The sequence below is a fragment of the Agromyces sp. NPDC058136 genome (assembly GCF_042884375.1).
GTDB lineage: Bacteria > Actinomycetota > Actinomycetes > Actinomycetales > Microbacteriaceae > Agromyces.
The window spans coordinates 43,552-62,671 of sequence record NZ_JBHVUA010000006.1; the positions used below are offsets into that span (position 1 = coordinate 43,552).

The window sequence follows — 19,120 nt, forward strand, 5'->3', positions numbered from 1 at the left end:
CGGTCGAACCGAAGGACTGCCCATGACCACGACCGTGCGATCCAGACTGCGCACCCTCGCCGCGACCCTCGCCCTCGCGATCACCGTGCCCACCTTCCTGCTCGTCTGGAGCGAACCGGCGCACGCGGCAGGCGATGTCTGCGACCTGTGCTCGATCAACTTCGACCTCGGCGCGTGCGAAGATCTCGGCGGCTACCCGTACGACAGCACCCAGGAGCCGCCGCCGCCCGCGATCAGCGGCGGCACGACCGCCCCGGCACCCGCGCCGGCACCCGCTGCCCCGGCACCCGCCGCTCCTGCTCCGGCGGCCCCTGCGCCGAGCACCGGCAACTCGGGCGGCAGCGCATCCTCGGGTGCGTCCAGCTCCTCGAGCGCCACGACGGATGCCGCGACCACCGCCGGCCAGCCGGCAGCCGTCGTGCAGACGGCGCCTTCGGCGCCCACCGCGCCGAAGCTCGTCGCGAAGGGCGCGTCGCTGACGGTCACCTGGGCGGTGCCGGCCGACGGCGGGTCGCCGGTCACCGGTTACAAGCTCTCGCTCAACAAGGGAACCCCGATCGAGCTCGCGGCCGGCGCCACCACCTACACGTTCCCGAAGCTCGGCGCAGGCTCCTACACCGCCACGGTCGTCGCGACGAACGCGCTCGGCGACGGCGTGGCATCCGCCGCCTCGGCCGCAGTGAAGGTGGCGAACCCGACCACGGCACCCACCGCCGAGGCGGCCGAGCGCACGGCCGTCGTGGCCGACGCCGGCGCACCGAGTTGGCTCGCGGGCTCCGGCATCCTCATCGCCCTCGTCGCCGTCGGCGCGCTCGCACTGCTCGGGCAGCGCCTGTTCCGTCGCCGCACGGCCGACGCCGCGCCGACGGACACCCCGACCGACGTCGCACCCTGACCACCAGCACCCTCCACGAAAGGAACCCCATGTCCGACCTGCGACACCCGCCGGGACGCCGCAACCGCGTGGTGGCGATCGCCACCGCCCTCACCCTCGGCGGCACAGCCCTCCTCGGCGCAGCCGCCGCCGCACCGGCGGTCGCCGCACCGAGCGGAGCGACGATCGACACCGTCGACTACGTGGCCGACACCTACGGCGTCGACGACAGCGTGATCGAGACCGTCACCTTCGAGCGCTTCGAATGGCTGCTCGGCCAGCAGGGCCGATTCGCGTTCCTCATCGGCGGCGCCCTCGACGAGCGCACCGAGGCGACGATCGCCACGATCGACGCGGAGGCGAAGAAGGCCGGCGTCGAGCAGGTGTTCGTCTTCGATCCGAAGCTCGACGGCGAGAGCCTCGACATCCGAACGACGACGAACCCCGACGTCGCGCCGCTGTGGCCGCGGCTCGTGACGAATGCGCTCTCGAAGGACACGCAGACGCCGTTCGACGGCACCGACGACCCGTACTTCTTCGTCTACGACGTGTCGCACACCGAGGGCGGCGTCGAGGACCGCATCGTGAGCGCGCTGACCGCCCCGGTCACGAGCGCGCAGCTCGCGGAGCCTGCCGCGCTCGAGACATATCGGGCCGAGGTCGCGGCCGTCTTCGCCACGGCGGGCGAACTCACCACGAGCAGCCAGTTCGCCTTCACCTCGGACGCGGTGAACGCCAAGCACCTCCGGGACTACAAGGGCGCCGACGCCTACGGCGGCGCGACCATCCTCTCCGACGAGGACGCCGACTGGCGCGTGCAAACGGTCACGTACCCCGAACTGGTGCACCTGCTCGAGAGCGACGGCGACTTCGTGCTCCTCTTCGGCGGCACGTGGTGCCACAACACCCGCGCCGTGCTCAAGCACGTCAACGAGGAGGCGGTCGAGAACGACGTCGAGAAGGTCTACTTCTTCGACCTCCGTCTCGACGGCGCCTCGTCGAACGACCTGCACATCCGCGACACGAACTCGGAGTTCGCCGACTTCTACGGGGACCTCGTCACGACGTACCTGCCGAACCTCGTCACCCAGTACGTGCCGGGCGTCTCGGGTCAGGTCGACTTCTTCCCCGGCGGCGACCGCAGCCAGCCGCTCGCGACCGCGAAGAAGCTCCAGGTTCCCTACCTGCTCGAGATCGAGCGCGGCCGCGTCGTCGACGGCAAGGCCGCGCCCGTCGTGCGCCAGTGGATCCACGACAACGGCGACGGCACCTACAAGGAGTACATGACCGAGTGGTGGTACGTCATCGACAAGCCCGGTCGCTACGAGTCGCGGCCCGACCCCGCGGGCCTGGCCGCACAGCTCGCGTTCGCCGACGAGGCGATCACGGCGCTCGACACCTTCTTCGGCGCGATCGGCGAGGGCACCACTCCCGAGCCGACCACCCCGCCGACGACTCCGCCCGCGACCACGCCTCCGACCCCTGGCCAGAAGCCGTCCGAGGTGCTCGGATCCGTCGCCGTGACGGGCGACCTCCGGCCCGGCGGCAAGGTCACCGTCACGGGCAGCGGTCTCGCCGAAGGCACCGGCGGGTTCACGGTCGAGATCCGCTCGACGCCGCAGACGCTCGGCACGGTGAGCACCGACGCCGACGGTGCGTTCACGTTCAGCGCGACCATCCCGGCGGCGATCCCGGCGGGTGCGCACACCATCGCAGTGACGATCGACGGAGTGACCGTGGCTTCCACGCCCGTCACGCTCACGGCTGCCGCGACGGCGAACGTCTCGTCGGCCGGCCTCGCCGACACGGGCGCGGGCTTCACCGGTCCGCTCACCTGGGCGGCGATCTCGCTGCTCGTCGCTGCGGCCGCCGCCATCACGATCGCCCGCGTGCGGGCCCGGTCGGCGGCGTAGACGCCGGTTTCAGCGTCGGAAACGCCCCCTCCCACCGCAGTGGGAGGGGGCGTTTCGCACTCGGGTCGGGCATCGACGACGGGCACGTCCGAAGCGTTGCGCCGCACCGGCTCGATGCCGCTCCCAGGAGCGACTCGCCGATCCCGCGGCCGCCGTCACGTTCCGAAGCGTTCGACGAGCACCCCGTGCCGAAGGCCGCGGTCGCTGACCACGAGCGAGTCGGCGCCGAGCTTCTCGAGCACCGTCCGCACGATGCACGCGCCGGCGAGGATCACCTCGGCACGCTTCGGCTGCAGCCCCGTCAGCTCACGACGCTGATCCGCTGACCGCGTGCGGTAGAGCTCGGCCTGGCGCTCGATCTCGGCTGCGTCGAGCCGCGCGCCCTGGATCGCCACGGGGTCGTACCGCTCGAGCCCGAGGCTGACCGCCGCCATGTTGGTGATCCCCCCGCCCATCCCGACGACCAGTTCGGGAGCAGGGCGCCCGTCGAGTCGGGAGAGCTCCATGCCGATCGCGTCACGTGCCGCGGTGACGGTCTCCTGCGGCACGGCCCCGTCGAGACCGAACCGCTCGGTGAAGCGTGCGGCGCCGACGTTCACGCTGAACTGCTCCGCGATCAGTCCGGGCGACCCGAACGTGAACTGCGAACTGCCCCCTCCGGTGTCGAACACGACGACATCTCCAGCGATCCCGAGCGCCGACGTCGCCGCGAGGTAGGCGAGCCGGGCCTCGTCCTCGCCGGGAATCACCTCGATCTCGACACCGAGCCGGGTACGGACCGCAGCGATGAGTTCGCCGGCGTTCGGGGCCACCCGCATCCCCGCGGTGCCGACGGCGGCGATCGCCTCGACGCCGAGGCCTGCGGCCTCGTCCGCCATGGCCCCGATCGCGTCGACGGTCCGTGCGATCGGCTCGGGCCTCAGACGTCCCGTCTCATCGAGGCCCTCGCCGAGTCTCGTGACCTCTGCGCGATCGGCGATCGTCCGCCAGGTTCCGTCGGGAGCGCGCTCGGCGATGTGCAGCTTGACCGAGTTCGTCCCGACATCGATGACGGCGAACCTGCGGCTGCTCACGTCACACCCGCGATCGCCTTGAGCACACGAGCCATGCAGGTGTTCGGCCGGTCGGCCAGCCCGAGGTCGGCGACCGCGGCGATCACGACGGCGGGATCCTCCATCTCGACCGCGATCGTGCGCGTCGAACGGCCTGCCGCCGTCAGCTCCGAGAGCTCGGCCATGGCTCCGCCGACCGTGTACCTCGCCCGCCGCTTGTGCACGCCGACCGCTCGGAGCTCGGGGCGAGGGCTCACGACCTCTGCGACCAGCTCGTCGAGTGTGTACTCCTGACGGTCGAGCTGCTGTCGAGGCATCCCGAGCGCATCGAGCACGGTGACGACGTCGGCGACGGGCAGCGGGAACTCAGCCTTCAGGATGGGGAGCCATTGCTCGAGGCCGTCGTCGTCGACCGCCTCGAGGTGCTTGACATCCATGAGCCCGCCACGCACCTTGACCGAGGCGTCGCTGTTCACCGAAAGCAGGTAGGTCTCGTCGCTCTCCTCGACCCTCGCCGGTGTCAGCGCGGCGAAGCGCTCCTCGGCGACCCCGAAGGTGTCGCCGAAGGTGCGCCACTCCCAGCGCGGGGTGATCGTCATGCGTTGTCCTGCAGCGCCGCGGCGAAGTACTCGAGCGCCTTCCGCGTCTTCGTCTGCTGCTCGGCGGTGAGGTCGATGCCCCGGCCGGCGAGGAAGGCACGTGCCTCCGCCGCGACTTGGAACGCCTCGTTCGTTCGACAGCGGGTGGAGAGCTCGACGATGCGGCCTCCGTCGGGGTAGAGCCAGACCTCGGCGACCATGCGACGCCCCAGCCCTTCGGGGGTGAACCGATCCTTGAGCACGAAGATCGGGCCCAGGATCGAGAGGTCGTCGAGCGTGATCCCATCGGGCGCGTGCGCGCTGAAGAACTCCCGCTGCTCCTTCGAGAAGAGCTTCCGCAGCGGCCGTTCTCCCTCGAGCGCCGCCTGCACGTCGGTCGGGCCCAGCTCGCCCTTCATCGAGCCCGAGCAGACGAAACCACCGGGGAGCGCGTCGACTTCGACGTTGAACGACGCGGAGCTCCGAAGCTCCGCCGACAGCGACGACGGCACGAGCGGGCGGAGTTTGATCACCGAGTCGTTGCCCTTCCCCTGGATCCGGCGCGCACGAACGACGACGCCGGCGCGGTCGAGCGCGAGATCGGGGGTGTCGAAGAACGTGACGAGCCGGATCTGCGCGTCGAGCGGGTCGATGCCGAGCGCCGTCACCGTCGAGCGCAGGGCGGAGTCGGGCACCGTGAGTTTGAGCTCGATGCTGTCGGACTCGACGAGCAGTGGCAGCAGCTCCTGCAGTTGCTCGTCGGTGAGGCGTTGCCGCGTCGAAGCGGTGTCGGTCATGAGCTCCCCCAACCGTCGGAACGCACCGACCAGCGGTCGGTGCGCGGGAGAGACGTTCCGTGTCGCCCAGGTCTCCCCTATGAGCAACTCTCGACCCAACGCACTGCCTCGTCAAGAGTTCGACGAACGCAGCGGATGCCGCAGACCGCCCTCGAACTCGTTCAACGCAAAAGCCCCGCATTCCATATGAATGCGGGGCTTGTCTGCTCCCCCACTTGGACTCGAACCAAGAACCTATCGGTTAACAGCCGATTGCTCTGCCAATTGAGCTATGGAGGATCACGCGCTTTCGGGCCTCACGGCGCCTCTTGCGTGCAGAGATACTGTAGCAAAGGGATGCCCCGACTCCCAATTCGAGGCGGCCTCGCTTTCCCGCGAGACGCACACTGTGATGCGCAGGCTCTCAGTACCCGGCATCGAGATCGACCAGGCCGAGGTACTCCCCGTCGCCGAGGAAGGCGCGCACATTGCGCTCGACCCGCGCTGCGAGGAGCGCGGGCGTGGTCTCGAGCGCATCGGCGACGTGCGGGGTGATGACGCAGTCGGGCGAGCGCCAGAGCGGATGCCCCGCTGGAAGCGGCTCGGGATCGGTGACGTCGAGGCCCGCCCCACCCAGATGGCCTGCCTCGAGCGCGGCGAGCAGCGCATCGGTGTCGATGATGGGGCCGCGGCCGACGTTCACCACGACGGCGCCGGGTGCGAGCGCAGCGAGCACCGAGGCGTCGACGACGCCGCGGGTCTCCTCCGTGAGGGCCGCCGCGACGACGAGCACGTCGGCCCCGGCCGCCGCCTCGCCGAGTCGGTCGAGCGTCACGGTGCGTTCGGCACCGGCGAGCGGGACATCACTGCGGCGTACGACGGTCGCGCGGACGCCGAACGGCGCGAGGAGATGCAGGAGCTCGCTCGCGATGCCACCGGCCCCCAGGACGACGACGTCGGCGGCGTACAGGGTGCGCGCCGAGCCGTCGCGTCGCCACTCCGTCGCCCGCGCCCGGCGGGGCAGACGCCGCATCGCGGCGAGCGTCAGCGCGAGGGCGTGCTCGGCCACGGGCGCCGAGTAGACGCCCTTGCCGCTCGTCCACACGCGCCCGTCGCCGCGGAACCGGGGCAGCACGCCCGCGAACGGATCGATGCCCGCCCACGGCAACTGCACCCACTCGATGCCCGGCGCCCGTTCGAGCGCAGCGACGAGCGCATCCGCGCCCGACGAACCGCTCCACACGAGTCCGCGCGTGCGGTCATCGAGCGGGCCGACGACTCCCCCGGCCCGCTCGACGGCGGCCACGAGTTCGGGCGAGGCCTCGGGCAGGACGGCGATCGCCGTTGCGTCGCCTGCACCGGCGACGCCGACGGCCGCGCCCGAGGTACGGCGCGCGGCCGTGGCATCCGTCATGCCAGCGGCTCGGCCAGATCGTCGATGACCGCGTGACCGCCGTCGAGTGCACTCGCGAGCGCCTGCACGTACGGGTGATGCGGATCGCGGAACACGTCGTCCATCGTGCCGATGGCGGCGAGCTCGCCGCGGTCGAGCACCGCGATGCGATCGGCGACGCTGCGCAGCACCGGGAGATCGTGGCTGATGAGCACCGCCGAGAACGCGTGCCGCTCGCCGAGCTCGGCGATCAGCTGCGCCACCGCATCGCGCACGGTGAGATCGATGCCCGCCGTCGGCTCGTCGGCGATGAGCACCGACGGCCCGAGCACGAGCGCCCGTGCGAGGGCGACCCGCTGACGCTGGCCGCCGCTCAGCTCGTACGGGTACTTCTCGAGCATGCCGAGCGGCAACCGAACGCCGTCGAGCATCGTCGCGACGCGGGTCGCGAGCGCCTTCGCGTTGTAACGGCGGTCGCGCTCGAGGATCGGCTCGCCGATGATCTCGGCGACGCTGCGATCGGGCGGCAACGTCGACGCGGCATCCTGCGGGAGATACCCGACGTGGAAGCGGTACTCGGCGAGCTTCCGCTTCGGCAGACCGCGCAGCTCCTGTCCGAGAACCGTCGCCTGACCGCCGGTGATCATCGGCCGCCCCTCGCCCGACCGAGCCTCGAAGGCCGCACCCGAGAGCACCTTGGCGAGCGTCGACTTGCCGCTCCCGGCGCTGCCGAGCACCCCCAGCACCTCGCCCGGCGCGACCTGCAGGGTCAGGCCGTGCAGGGCGACGTGCGCCGGGCTCGCACCGCGCGGCGGGTACTCGAGCGACAGATCGCTGAGAACGATCGGATACCCGTGTGCCGCGCCGCGCATCAGTTCGCCTCCCGGAGCCTTCTGAGTTCTTCTCGGCGTTCGGCCTGCGCCACCGGGTCGGGTACGGGCAGCGACGCGAGGAGCCGCTGCGTGTACGGATCGCGCGGCGCACCGAGGACTTCGGCGCCCGTGCCCTCCTCGACGAGTCGACCGTGGTACAGCACCGCGATGCGGTCGGCCAGCAGGTCGACGACCGCGAGGTCGTGGCTGATGAACAGCGACGCGAAGCCGAACTCGCGCTGCAGCTCCGCGAAGAGCTCGAGCACGCGGGCCTGCACCGAGACATCCAGCGCGCTCGTGGGCTCGTCGGCGATGAGCAGCTCGGGCTCGAGCGCGAGCGAACGCGCGAGGCTCGCGCGCTGCCGCTGACCGCCCGAGAGCTCGTGCGGGTAGCGGTCGCCGTACGCCTTCGGCAGCTGCACCGCCTCGAGGAGCTCGTCGACGCGCGGGCGCGCCGCGGTGGCGTCGCCGGCCCGGCCGTGGATGATGAGCGGCTCGGCGACGCACTCGGCGATCGTCAGCAGCGGGTTGAAGCTCGACGCCGGATCCTGGAAGACGAACCCGATACGGCTGCGCAGCGGGCGGAACTCGCGCTCGCGGAACTCGTTCATCTCGTGCCCGAGCACCTGCAGCGAACCACCGGTGACCTTCGTGAGGCCGGCGATCGCACGCCCGATCGTCGTCTTGCCCGAACCCGACTCGCCCACGAGGCCGAGCACCTCGCCCGGGCGGATCACGAGGTCGACACCGTCGACCGCGCGGAACCCGGGACGGCCGAAGCGGCCGGGATAGACGATCTCGAGCCCGCGTGCGGCGACGACCGATGCCTGCTCGGCCCACCCCACTGGGCGGCCGGCGGCGCGCTCCTCGGCCTTCGCCGAGCCGGTGCCGACGTAGGGCACCGCGGCGAGCAGCGCCTTCGTGTAGTCGGCCTCAGGCGCAGCGAAGAGCGTCTTCGCGTCGGCCTCCTCGACGACCTTGCCCTGGTACATGACCGCGACGCGGTCGGCGAGATCGGCGACGACCCCCATGTTGTGGGTGATGAGCACGATGCCCATGCCGAACTCGTCACGGCAACGACGCAGCAGGTCGAGGATCTCGGCCTGCACGGTGACGTCGAGCGCCGTCGTCGGCTCATCGGCGACGATGAGCCCCGGGTCGAGCACGAGCGCCATCGCGATGACGATGCGCTGCTTCTGACCGCCCGAGAACTCGTGCGGGTAGTGGTCGATGCGCACCTCGGGCTCGGGGATGCCGACGCGACGCAGCACGTCGATCGCCTTCGCGCGGGCCTCCTTCTTCGAGAGATCGGAGTGCGCCTGGAGCCCCTCGATGATCTGCCACCCGACGGTGTAGACCGGGTTGAGCGCCGTCGACGGCTCCTGGAACACCATCGCGACATCGGTACCGCGGATCGAGCGCAGCGTGCGCTTGGAGATCGACACAATGTCGTGCTCGGCGGTGCCCGCCTTGTTCGACAGGATCACCGCCCCGCTCGCCGTCGCCGTCTCGGGGAGGAGCCCGAGGATCGTCTTCGCGGTCACGGTCTTGCCGCTGCCCGACTCGCCGACGATCGCGAGCACCTCGCCGCGCTCCACCGACAGCGAGACGCCGTCGACCGCCTTCACCGCGCCGGCGTCGGTCGAGAACGAGACGCCGAGCCCTTCGATGCTCACCACCGTGCTCATGGCTTGACCTCGATCCCGTGTTCGTCGAATGTCGCTTCGTCTTCCAGTCCGGCAAGGCCCCCGGGGCCCGCCGTCAGCGTGCCGCCGGGCACGACCGAGGTCTCGGCGACGACGCCGGCCGACTGGGCGACCCGGCGGCGACCGCGCAGGCGCGGGTCGGCCAGGTCGTTGAGGCTCTCACCGACGAGCGTGATGCCGAGCACCACGAGCACGATCGCGAGACCCGGGTAGAGCGAGGTCCACCAGATGCCGCTCGTGACGTCGGAGAGCGCCTTGTTGAGGTCGTAGCCCCACTCGGCCGCGGCGGTCGGCTCGATGCCGAAGCCGAGGAAGCCGAGGCCCGCGAGCGTGAGGATCGCCTCCGAGGAGTTCAGCGTGAAGATGAGCGGCAGCGTGCGGGTCGCGTTGCGCAGCACGTGGCGGAACATGATCCGGCTGTTCGACGCGCCGAGCACCTTGGCGGATTCGACGAAGGCTTCGCCCTTGATGCGCACCGTCTCGGCACGGATCACCCGGAAGTACTGCGGGATGAACACGACCGTGATCGACAAGGCCGCCGCGAGCACGCCGCCCCACAGGTTCGACTGGCCGCCCGAGATCGCGATCGCCATGACCATCGCGAGCAGCAGCGAGGGGAACGCGTAGATCGCGTCGCACACGACGACGAGCACCCGGTCGAGCCAGCCGCCGAAGTACCCCGACACGAGGCCGAGCAGCACGCCGGCGAAGATCGACAGGATCACCGCGATGATGATCACGAGGATCGCGGTCTGCGCGCCCCAGATCGTGCGGGAGAGCACGTCGTACCCGCCGACCGTGGTGCCGAACGGGTGCTCCGCCGACGGCGGCTGCTGGCTGCCGAACGGGCCGTCGGCGTCGCGAAGCTGCGCGAATCCGTACGGCGCGAGGAGCGGCGCGAAGACCGCGGTCAGGATGAAGATCGCGGTGATCACGAGGCCGGTGACGAGCATGCCGCGCTGGAGGCCCACACTCTGGCGGACCTGGTGCACGACGGGGATGCGGTCGCGGAGCTTGCGCTTCTGCGCGGGCACCGGGACGGCGTTCGATGCGGTGGTCGACATGTCAGTACCTCACCCTCGGGTCGATGAGCGCCGCGATGATGTCGACGATGAAGTTCGTGAGGGCCACGATGACGGCGAGCAGGGCGACGATGCCCTGCACGGCGACGAAGTCGCGCGCCTGGATGTACTCGACCAGCTGGAAGCCGAGGCCCTTCCACTCGAACGTGGTCTCGGTGAGCACGGCGCCACCGAGGAGGACCGCGATCTGCAGGCCGATGACCGTGATGATCGGGATGAGTGCCGGACGGTAGGCGTGCTTGCGCAGCAGACGCGACTCGGCGACGCCGCGCGAGCGGGCCGCGTCGACGTAGTCGGTGCCGAGGGTGCCGATGACGTTCGTGCGTACGAGGCGGAGGAACACGCCGGCGGTGAGCAGGCCGAGCGCGATCGCCGGGAGCACCGCGTGGGCGAGCACGTCGCCGAGCACCGCGGGGTCGCCGGTCATGATCGCGTCGATCGTGTAGAAGCCCGTCTTGTTCGGCAGGAACTCCATCTCGATCGTCGCCCCGGTCGAGGCGCGGCCTGCGACCGGCAGCCACTTCAGCCAGACCGCGAAGACGAGCTTCAGCAGAAGGCCGGAGAAGAACACCGGCGTCGCGTAGCAGAGGATCGCGAAGACGCGGAGGAACGCGTCCTGACCCTTGTCGCGGAAGTAGGCCGCGATGAGCCCGAAGGGGATGCCGACGACGAACGCGACGATGAGTGCATAGAAGGCGAGCTCGAAGGTGGCGCTGCCGTAGGTGAACAGCACCTCGGTGACCGGCCGGTTGTCACTGATCGTCATGCCGAAGTCGCCGGTGAAGACGCCGCCCATGTACTCGAGGTACTGGACGATGAGCGGACGGTCGAAGCCCGCGGCGTGGATGCGCTCCGCGAGCTGGTCGGGCGGCAACTGGCCGCCGAGCGCCGCGGTGATCGGGTCACCGGTCGTGCGCATGATGAGGAACACCACGCTCACCAGGATGAACACCGTGGGGATGATGAGGAGTGCGCGGATGATGATGTAGCGGCCGAGGCTGCCGCCCGAGGATCTCTTGGATCGCTTTCGGGCGGGATCAGCGCCGGTGGCGGCCGTCGTCGTTGAGGTCAATGTTCGCCAATCAGGGGTGTGGCTCGAATGCGGGTGGCCCGCTCAGAAGAGCGGGCCACCCGTTCCGGTATCAAAGCGACTCTAGTCGCTCGGTTCGCTCAGCCCTTGGTGAGCGAGGCGAATCGGAACTTGAACGAACCGTCGAGGACGGCACCGTCGATGTCGGTGCCGGTGACGGCGACCTGGGCACCCTGGAGGTACGGCACGGTCGACAGGTCGGCCGCCACCTTCTCCTGGATCTCCTCGATGATCGCGGTGCGCGCGGCGACGTCGGTCGTCACGGCCTGCTCGAGGATGAGGTCGTTGACCTCGGGGTTGTCGTAGTGGTTGCTGAGGAAGTTCTCCTTGAGGAAGAACGGCGTCAGGTAGTTGTCGGCGTCCGAGTAGTCGGGGAACCAACCGAGCTGGTAGGCCGGGTAGACGTCGGCGACGCGGTCCTCGGAGTACTGCACCCACTCGGTGGTCTGCAGGTTCACCGTGAACAGGCCGTCGGCCTCGAGCTGGTCCTTGATGAGCGCGTACTCGTCGGCCGACGAGGGGCCGTAGTGGTCGTTCGAGTACTGGAGGTTCAGCTCGACCGGCGTGGTGACGCCGGCAGCCTCGAGCGCCGCCTTGGCCTTCGCGGCGTCGGGCGCACCGGCGCCGTCGCCGTAGAGCTCCTTCAGGGGCTCGACCGCACCGGCCAGGCCGGCGGGGATGTAGGAGTACAGCGGCGTGTAGGTGCCCTTGTAGACCTGCTCCCCGAGCTCCTCGCGGTCGATGAGGTCGGCGACGGCCTGACGGACGGCGAGGGCCTTGGCCGGGTCGGCCTCGGGGGTCTTCGCGCCGTAGGGCTGCGTGTCGAAGTTGAAGACGATGTAGCGGATCTCGCCGCCGGGACCGTCGACGACCTTGACCTTGTCGTTGCCCTTCAGATCGTCGATGTCGGTCGCAGACAGGCTGCGGTACGCGACGTCGATGTTGCCCTCCTGCACGTCGAGCTTCATGTTCGACGACTCGGCGTAGTACTTCAGGTTGACCGTGTCGGTCGATGCGTCGGCGAGCAGACCCTTGTACTCGGGGTTCTTCTTGAACGAGATCAGGTTGTTGAAGTCGTAGCTCGCGATCTGGTACGGGCCGCCGAAGGCCTTCGCCGCAACGATGTCGTCGTCGCTCGTGAGCTCGTCGGCCGAGAAGACCTCGTCGTCGACGATGGCGCCCGGGAAGCTCGTGAGGATGAGCGGGAAGACCTGGTCGTTCTCGGCGATGAGGTGGAACACGACGGTCGTGTCGTCGGGAGCGTCGACGCTCTCGAGGTTGTACAGCAGGCTCGATGCGCCGTTCGGGTCGGCGATCTTCAGCTGACGGTCGAACGAGAACTTCACGTCGGCCGAGGTGAGGTCGTTGCCGTTCGCCCACTTGAGGCCGGCGGGCAGGGTGACCGTGTACTCGGTCGGCGCGGTGAACTCGGCCGACTCGGCGAGGTCGGGCACGACGTCGGTGCTGTTGTAGTCGGTGTTGAGCAGGTACGGGAAGACCTGCGTCTGCACGGCGAGCGAGCCGTTGTCGTACGAACCGGCCGGGTCGAGCGTGGTGACCTTGTCAGTCGTGCCGACCGTGATCGAACCGCCCGAGGCGGCGTCGTCGCCGTTGCTTCCGGCCGAGCAGCCGGCGAGCACGAGCGCGGCCGCCGAGAGTCCGGCTGCCGCGATGAGGGCGCGGCGGCCGTTCTTGGTTGCGGATGTCATATCCGTCTACCTCTTCCTGTCAGGACTGAAGCGCACCGCGGCGTCCACGGCGCGTTCTCGTAACAAACAGAGGTAGCACACGGAGCATCGACCGAGCGGAGAGGGGGCCTCGAACGTCGCAATGTTTACCGTTCTGCAACCTTGCGCGCAACGGATCGTCGCACGGCGACATCGGGCGACGATTTCCGTCAGTCGGCGCGCAGCGCCCGACGCTCCTGCTCGAGCTCGACGAGGGCGCGCTGCAGCGCCGAGAACGTCGCCTGGTCGTCGCTCGAGAGGCGCTGCAGACGGCCGAGCAGCTCGGACTTCTGACGGAGGAGCTCGCGATCGATGAGCGAACTCACGACCCCGCGCACCCACGCGTCCAGCTCGGCGCCGTCGCGCTGCGGCACCGGCAGCACGACGAGCTGCTGCACGACCCCGGCGAACGGCGCGGGCACCTCGGCGATCACCCGGTCGATGCGCACGCGCGGGTCGGTCGAGCCGAGCACCGCGGCGATGCCGTCGCGGACCACCGACAGCGTCGCGTCGCCGAAGCGCGAGTCGACCGCGTGGCGCAGCAGTTCGTCACCCACCCGCTCGGGGTACTGCAGCATCGCCTGCAGCGCGTCGCGCTCGAGCCGCGTCGATGGGTCGCGCGGGAGTTGCGCGATCGAGAACGGGCGCTCAGGCGCCTCCTCCGCGCCCGCGCTCGCCGTCGAGTACGGGTTCTGGTTCGCGTTCCAGTTCGTCGGTGCGGATGCCTCGGCGCGCGCGTTCCCCGCAGGCGCCGCCGTGCGGGCGCGCCCTCCCCCGCCGGCGCCGCGCACGGCACGGGTCACCTCGGCGAGCTCCATGCCGAGCATGCGCGCGAGTTCGCGCGTGTAGCCGGGGCGCAGCGACGTGTCGCGGATCTCGGCGACCATCGGCGCCGCCGCCCGGAGCGCCCCGACCCGCCCCTCGACCGTCTCGAGGTCGTAGCGGCCGAGCGTGTGCCTGATGACGAACTCGAACATCGGCACCTTCGTGTCGACGAGGGTTCGCACCGCACCGTCACCGCGCGCGAGCCGGAGGTCGCACGGATCGAGCCCGTCGGGCGCGACGGCGACGAAGGTCTGTGCGGCGAAGCGCTGCTCCTCGGCGAAGGCGCGCATCGCGGCCTGCTGGCCGGCGGCGTCGCCGTCGAAGGTGAAGACCACCTCGCCGACGCCCGAGGAGTCGCCGAGCACGCGGCGCAGCACCTTGATGTGGTCGACGCCGAACGCCGTGCCGCACGTCGCGATCGCCGTCGTCACCCCGGCGAGGTGGCAGGCCATCACGTCGGTGTAGCCCTCGACGACGACGACGCGGTGCGACTTGGAGATGTCGCGCTTGGCGAGGTCGAGCCCGTAGAGCACCTGCGACTTGTGGTACACCGCCGTCTCGGGGGTGTTGAGGTACTTCGGGCCCTTGTCGTCGTCGAGCAGTCGCCGGGCGCCGAAGCCGACGGTCTGCCCCGTGACATCCCTGATGGGCCAGACGAGCCGGCCGCGGAACCGGTCGTAGACCCCGCGGTCGCCCTGGGAGACGAGCCCGGCCGCGCTCAGCTCTTCGACCGAGTAGCCCTTCGACTTCAGGTGGTTCGTCAACGCGTCCCAGCTCTTCGGCGCGAAGCCGACGCCGAACCGGCGGGCCGCCTCGGCGTCGAAGCCGCGCTCGCCGAGGAACCGGCGGCCGATCTCGGCCTCGGGCGAACCGAGCTGGGCGATGAAGAACTCGGCCGCGGCCTGGTTCGCCGCGAGCAGCCGCGCACGATTGCCGTGATCGGGTGCCTGCCCGCCGTCCTCGTAGTGGAGCTCGAATCCGATGCGCCCCGCGAGACGTTCGACGGCCTCGGTGAACGAGACGTGGTCCATGCGCTGCAGGAAGGTGTAGACGTCGCCCGACTCGCCGCAGCCGAAGCAGTGGTAGTAGCCGACGCCCGGCCGAACGTTGAAGCTCGGGCTGCGTTCGTCGTGGAAGGGGCAGAGCCCCTTCAGCGAACCGACGCCCGCCGACTTCAGGCTGACGTGATCGCCGATGATGTCGGCGATGTTCGTGCGGGCTTTCACCTCATCGACATCGCTCTGTCGAATTCGGCCCGCCATGCTCACATCCTAATCTCGGTCAACTGGTCGGAGGGCGGTTCGGCGGGCGACATGCGCCGCCGAAGGGCGGCACGTCAGCGCTGCACGAGTCGTTCGTACCAGCTGAGGGCCGACTGGTCGGTGAGGCTCGCGACCTGGTCGACGACGACGCGCTTGCGCGCCTGATCGTCGGCGGCCGCGGCCCAGTCTTCGGCGAAGCCGGTGTCGAGGTGCTCGTCGCCCGCGGCGTAGAGCCCGTCGGCGAGCGAGGTGAGCACCTGCCGCTGCTGCCGGTAGATCGGCTGCCGCGTGTTGCGCGACATCACGAACGCGGCGACGATGCCCTTCAGCACGGCGATCTCGGCCTGGATCTCGCGCGGCACGACGACGTCGGCATCGAAGCGGATGAGGCTCGCGAGGGGGAACGCGGAGCGCGTGGCATCCGTCGCCGCATGCGCGAACCGCCCGATGAGCTGGCTCGTGAGGTTCTTCAGCTGCGCCTGGTCGCGACGGCTGCCCGTCCACGTGTCGAGCCAGCCGTCGAGAGAGTCGAGCCGGTCGAACGCCGCGACGAGCTCGTCGTGCGACACGGCCCCGCCGACCCACTCGTGCATCGAGGAGACGAGCTCGTCGTGATCGGCACGCGCGCCGAGCGCGGCGACGTCGATGTAGCCGCCGACGATCGCGTCCTCGAAGTCGTGCACCGAGTAGGCGATGTCGTCGGAGAGGTCCATCACCTGGGCCTCGATGCAGAGTCGCCGCTCGGGCGCCCCGGCCCGCAGCCACTCGAACACGGCGACGTCGTCGTGGTAGAAGCCGAACTTCTGCCGCCCCGAGGGGTCGGCCACGGCCGAGGCCTCGGGCCACGGGTACTTGCAGCTCGCATCGAGGCTCGCCCGCGTGAGGTTGAGCCCGTAGCCGCGGCCGTCGGGCCCGAACACCTTCGGCTCGAGCCGGGTGAGCAGCCGCAGGGTCTGCGCGTTGCCCTCGAAGCCGCCGATCTCAGCGGCCCAGTCGTTGAGCGCCTTCTCGCCGTTGTGGCCGAACGGCGGGTGACCGAGGTCGTGCGCGAGGCACGCCGTGTCGACGACGTCGGGGTCGAGGGCGAGGTTCGCGGCGAGCTCGCGGCCGATCTGCGCGACCTCGAGCGAGTGGGTGAGCCGGTTGCGCGCGAAGTCGAGCCCCGAGGTCGGGCTCAGCACCTGCGTCTTCGCCGCGAGCCGCCGCAGCGCGCTCGAGTGCAGGAGGCGGGCGCGGTCGCGCGCGAAGTCGCTGCGCCGCGAGGAGTGCTCTTCAGGCAGCAGCCGTTCGGAGTCGACGGCCTCGTAGCCGCCGAAGAGTCGATCGACCACCGCTTACCCGCCGCTCGTGTCGAGTTCGGCGTCGTTGAGCGTGACGCGCTCGTGGCCGACCAGCTCTTGCGAGTCGAGCCAGCCCTCGGGCAGCGTCGGGTTCTTCGGGGTGCCGGCGCGACCGCGCGGCCCCTCGGCGCCCTCGCCCGGGTAGGGCATCGACCAGTCGAGCGTGCCGAGGAGGTCGTCGAGCATCGCGAGCGACTCGACGGTCGCGAGGCGCGCCCGCAGGTCGCCGCCCACCGGATAGCCCTTGAAGTACCAGGCGACGTGCTTGCGGATGTCACGGCACCCGCGCTCTTCGCTGTCGAAGAACTCGGTGAGGAGTTCGGCGTGCCGCCGGAACGTCTGCGCGACCTGCCCGAGCGACGGACGGAACAGCGCGGCGTCGTCGCCGGCGGTGAGCTCGCCGCGGAACGCCGCCGCGAGGTCGCCGAAGAGCCACGGACGCCCGAGGCACCCGCGGCCGACGACGACGCCGTCGCAACCGGTCTCGTCGACCATGCGGAGCGCGTCGGCGGCCGACCAGATGTCGCCGTTGCCGAGCACCGGCACGCTCGTGACCGTCTCTTTCAGCTTCGCGATGGCCGACCAGTCGGCCTGGCCCGAGTAGAACTCGGCCGCCGTGCGCGCGTGCAGCGCGACCGAGGCGACGCCCGCGCCCTCGGCGATGCGGCCCGCCTCGAGGTAGGTGAGGTGGTCGGCGTCGATGCCCTTGCGCATCTTCACCGTGAGCGGGATGTCACCCGCGGCCTTGACCGCGCCCTCGACGATGTCGCGGAACAACCCGGTCTTCCACGGGAGGGCGGAGCCGCCGCCCTTGCGGGTCACCTTCGGCACGGGGCATCCGAAGTTGAGGTCGATGTGGTCCGCCCGGTCTTCGGCGACGAGCATCGTGACCGCCTCGGCGACCGTCTTCGGGTCGACGCCGTAGAGCTGGATCGACCGCGGCGTCTCTGACTCGTGGTGCGTGATCAGCCGCATCGACTCTGGCGTGCGCTCGACGAGCGCGCGGCTCGTGATCATCTCGCTGACGTAGAGGCCGGCGCCGAACTCGCGGCAGAGCCTGCGGAAGGCCGTGTTCGTGATGCCGGCCATGGGCGCGAGCACGACGGGCACGTCGAGTTCGAGACCGCCGATCGTGAGCGGCCCCGCGGGAAGCGTTGAAGTAGTGGACATCACCGTCGATTCTCCCAGAGTTCTGCCGCGCGTCGCCCGTACAAGCGGTGCGAGCCTAGGATTCGGGTACACGCAAGCCTGGGGAGGACGAGATGACGGAGCTCAGCGGAGCGGATCGGGTACGGGCGGACGCCGCAGCGCGGGGCCTCGAGGTCGACATCATCGAACGGCCGGCCGCCCGCAGCCTCGAGGAGGCCGCCGAGCTCCTCGGCATCTCCCCCGGCGACATCGTGAAGTCCCTCGTGGTCAAGCGCAGCGACGACACCTACCTCTTCGCGCTCGTGCCGGGCGGCCGCAAGATCAGCTGGCCGAAGCTCCGCGCCCTCGTGGGCGTCAACAAGCTGCAACTGCCCGACGCCTCGCTCGCGCTCGCCGCGACCGGGTACGAACGCGGCACGATCACGCCGCTCGGCTCGACGACGCCGTGGCCCGTCTACATCGACGAGGCCGTCGTCGGCCGCCGGGTGTCGATGGGCGCGGGCGAGCACGGTCGCAGCCTCTTCGTCGACGCCGACGCCCTCATCGCCGCGCTCGACGCGACCGTCGCCGACCTCAGCGACCCCGAGTAGGCCGCGGGAATACCCCCGCCGTCCGATGCGTTCGCATTCGTCGTGACTTCCCCCATCAAGATCGACATCTGGTCCGACATCGCGTGCCCGTGGTGCTACATCGGCAAGCGCCACTTCGAGGAGGGCCTCGCCGGCCTCGGCGACGACGCACCCGACGTCGAGATCGAGTACCACTCCTTCGAGCTCGCCCCCGACACCCCCGTCGACTTCGAGGGCAGCGAGGTCGACTTCCTCGCGAAGCACAAGGGCCTGCCCGCCGAGCGCGTCCAGCAGATGCTGCAGCACGTCACCGGGGTCGCCGCGAACGCGGGTCTCGACTACGACTTCGGCGCCCTCCAGCACACCAAGACGCTGAAGGCGCACGAGCTGCTGCACTTCGCGAAGTCGCAGGGCCGTCAGCTCGAGCTCTCCGAGCGCCTGTTCAAGGCGTACTTCACCGAGGGACGCCACGTCGGCCGCATCGACGAACTCGTCGAGCTCGCCGCCGGCGTCGGCCTCGACGCCGACGCCGCTCGCGAGGCGCTCGAATCGGGGCGGTACGCCGCCGACGTGCAGGCCGACATCGCGCAGGCGGGCGCCTACGGCATCAACGGCGTGCCGTTCTTCGTCTTCGACGGCAAGTACGGCGTCTCGGGGGCGCAGCCCGCCGAGGTGTTCGGCCAGGTGCTCGGCCAGGTCGCGGGCGAACGCGGCGAGGCGGTCGCGTGAGCGTCGAGATCGAGGCGGATGCCACGGGCACGACCCCGTTCGAGGCGCCGCCGTCGAACGGCGCGCAGCCCGTGGCATCCGGCTCGCCGTTCACCATGCTGCCCGGCGACGCCGGGGCCATGGTCTGCGAGGGCGACGTCTGCTTCGTGCCGGGGCTCTCGGCCGAGTAGCAGGCAGTAGGGT

The 19,120-nt window shown here is 70.3% G+C and carries 17 protein-coding genes and 1 tRNA gene; 5 read left to right on the forward strand and 13 right to left on the reverse strand.

What is annotated here, in order from left to right; genetic code table 11:
• Positions 1–22 precede the first annotated feature (22 nt).
• Positions 23–895 (forward strand): fibronectin type III domain-containing protein, encoded by an 873-nt coding sequence (locus ACFVTX_RS16005; RefSeq protein WP_386901831.1) that lies wholly within the window; start codon positions 23–25, stop codon positions 893–895.
• 29 nt (positions 896–924) lie between these two features.
• Positions 925–2,787: a hypothetical protein gene (locus ACFVTX_RS16010; RefSeq protein ID WP_386901833.1), complete on the forward strand. Its 1,863-nt coding sequence runs from the start codon at positions 925–927 to the stop codon at positions 2,785–2,787.
• Between the two features lie 155 nt (positions 2,788–2,942).
• On the opposite strand, the gene ACFVTX_RS16015 is transcribed toward ACFVTX_RS16010, so the two are convergent.
• The 13 genes from ACFVTX_RS16015 to dusB form a co-directional block, all read right to left on the reverse strand.
• Positions 2,943–3,860 (reverse strand): exopolyphosphatase, encoded by a 918-nt coding sequence (locus ACFVTX_RS16015; protein WP_386901835.1) that lies wholly within the window; start codon positions 3,858–3,860, stop codon positions 2,943–2,945.
• On the reverse strand, positions 3,857–4,438 hold the full coding sequence (locus tag ACFVTX_RS16020) for a hypothetical protein (protein WP_386901837.1): 582 nt from the start codon (positions 4,436–4,438) through the stop codon (positions 3,857–3,859). The genes ACFVTX_RS16015 and ACFVTX_RS16020 overlap by 4 nt, the downstream gene beginning before the upstream one ends.
• On the reverse strand, positions 4,435–5,214 hold the full coding sequence (locus ACFVTX_RS16025) for a hypothetical protein (RefSeq protein ID WP_386901838.1): 780 nt from the start codon (positions 5,212–5,214) through the stop codon (positions 4,435–4,437). Before ACFVTX_RS16025 ends, ACFVTX_RS16020 begins: the two co-directional genes overlap by 4 nt.
• A gap of 206 nt (positions 5,215–5,420) precedes the next feature.
• Positions 5,421–5,493, reverse strand: a tRNA-Asn gene (locus ACFVTX_RS16030).
• A 124-nt stretch (positions 5,494–5,617) separates the two neighbouring features.
• Positions 5,618–6,607: a D-isomer specific 2-hydroxyacid dehydrogenase family protein gene (locus ACFVTX_RS16035; RefSeq protein ID WP_386901839.1), complete on the reverse strand. Its 990-nt coding sequence runs from the start codon at positions 6,605–6,607 to the stop codon at positions 5,618–5,620.
• Positions 6,604–7,458 (reverse strand): ATP-binding cassette domain-containing protein, encoded by an 855-nt coding sequence (locus ACFVTX_RS16040; protein WP_386901841.1) that lies wholly within the window; start codon positions 7,456–7,458, stop codon positions 6,604–6,606. Before ACFVTX_RS16040 ends, ACFVTX_RS16035 begins: the two co-directional genes overlap by 4 nt.
• Positions 7,458–9,146: an ABC transporter ATP-binding protein gene (locus ACFVTX_RS16045; protein WP_386901843.1), complete on the reverse strand. Its 1,689-nt coding sequence runs from the start codon at positions 9,144–9,146 to the stop codon at positions 7,458–7,460. Before ACFVTX_RS16045 ends, ACFVTX_RS16040 begins: the two co-directional genes overlap by 1 nt.
• Positions 9,143–10,228 (reverse strand): ABC transporter permease, encoded by a 1,086-nt coding sequence (locus ACFVTX_RS16050; protein WP_386901845.1) that lies wholly within the window; start codon positions 10,226–10,228, stop codon positions 9,143–9,145. Before ACFVTX_RS16050 ends, ACFVTX_RS16045 begins: the two co-directional genes overlap by 4 nt.
• 1 nt (position 10,229) lies before the next feature.
• Complete coding sequence (locus ACFVTX_RS16055; protein ID WP_386901847.1) at positions 10,230–11,318, reverse strand: ABC transporter permease; 1,089 nt, start codon at positions 11,316–11,318, stop codon at positions 10,230–10,232.
• Between the two features lie 98 nt (positions 11,319–11,416).
• Positions 11,417–13,045, reverse strand: a complete 1,629-nt coding sequence (locus ACFVTX_RS16060; RefSeq protein ID WP_386901849.1) for an ABC transporter substrate-binding protein — start codon at positions 13,043–13,045, stop codon at positions 11,417–11,419.
• A 188-nt stretch (positions 13,046–13,233) separates the two neighbouring features.
• Positions 13,234–15,150, reverse strand: a complete 1,917-nt coding sequence (dnaG, locus tag ACFVTX_RS16065; protein ID WP_386901851.1) for a DNA primase — start codon at positions 15,148–15,150, stop codon at positions 13,234–13,236.
• Positions 15,151–15,224: 74 nt separating this feature from the next.
• Positions 15,225–16,481, reverse strand: a complete 1,257-nt coding sequence (locus ACFVTX_RS16070) for a deoxyguanosinetriphosphate triphosphohydrolase (protein WP_386901853.1) — start codon at positions 16,479–16,481, stop codon at positions 15,225–15,227.
• Positions 16,482–16,484: 3 nt separating this feature from the next.
• Positions 16,485–17,660 carry a tRNA dihydrouridine synthase DusB gene (gene dusB, locus ACFVTX_RS16075; RefSeq protein ID WP_386901855.1) on the reverse strand — a complete coding sequence of 392 codons (1,176 nt, stop codon included), beginning with the start codon at positions 17,658–17,660 and terminating at the stop codon, positions 16,485–16,487.
• A gap of 92 nt (positions 17,661–17,752) precedes the next feature.
• Here dusB and ACFVTX_RS16080 point away from each other — a divergent pair, with 92 nt between their 5' ends.
• Genes ACFVTX_RS16080 through ACFVTX_RS16090 form a run of 3 tightly spaced genes read left to right on the forward strand, consistent with a single transcriptional unit; the run spans position 17,753 to position 19,107 of the window.
• On the forward strand, positions 17,753–18,229 hold the full coding sequence (locus ACFVTX_RS16080) for an aminoacyl-tRNA deacylase (RefSeq protein WP_386901857.1): 477 nt from the start codon (positions 17,753–17,755) through the stop codon (positions 18,227–18,229).
• A gap of 42 nt (positions 18,230–18,271) precedes the next feature.
• Positions 18,272–18,937, forward strand: a complete 666-nt coding sequence (locus ACFVTX_RS16085; RefSeq protein ID WP_386901859.1) for a DsbA family protein — start codon at positions 18,272–18,274, stop codon at positions 18,935–18,937.
• A complete protein-coding gene (locus tag ACFVTX_RS16090; RefSeq protein WP_386901861.1) occupies positions 18,934–19,107 on the forward strand; it encodes a hypothetical protein in 174 nt (57 codons plus the stop codon). The genes ACFVTX_RS16085 and ACFVTX_RS16090 overlap by 4 nt, the downstream gene beginning before the upstream one ends.
• The last annotated feature ends 13 nt before the right edge of the window (positions 19,108–19,120 follow it).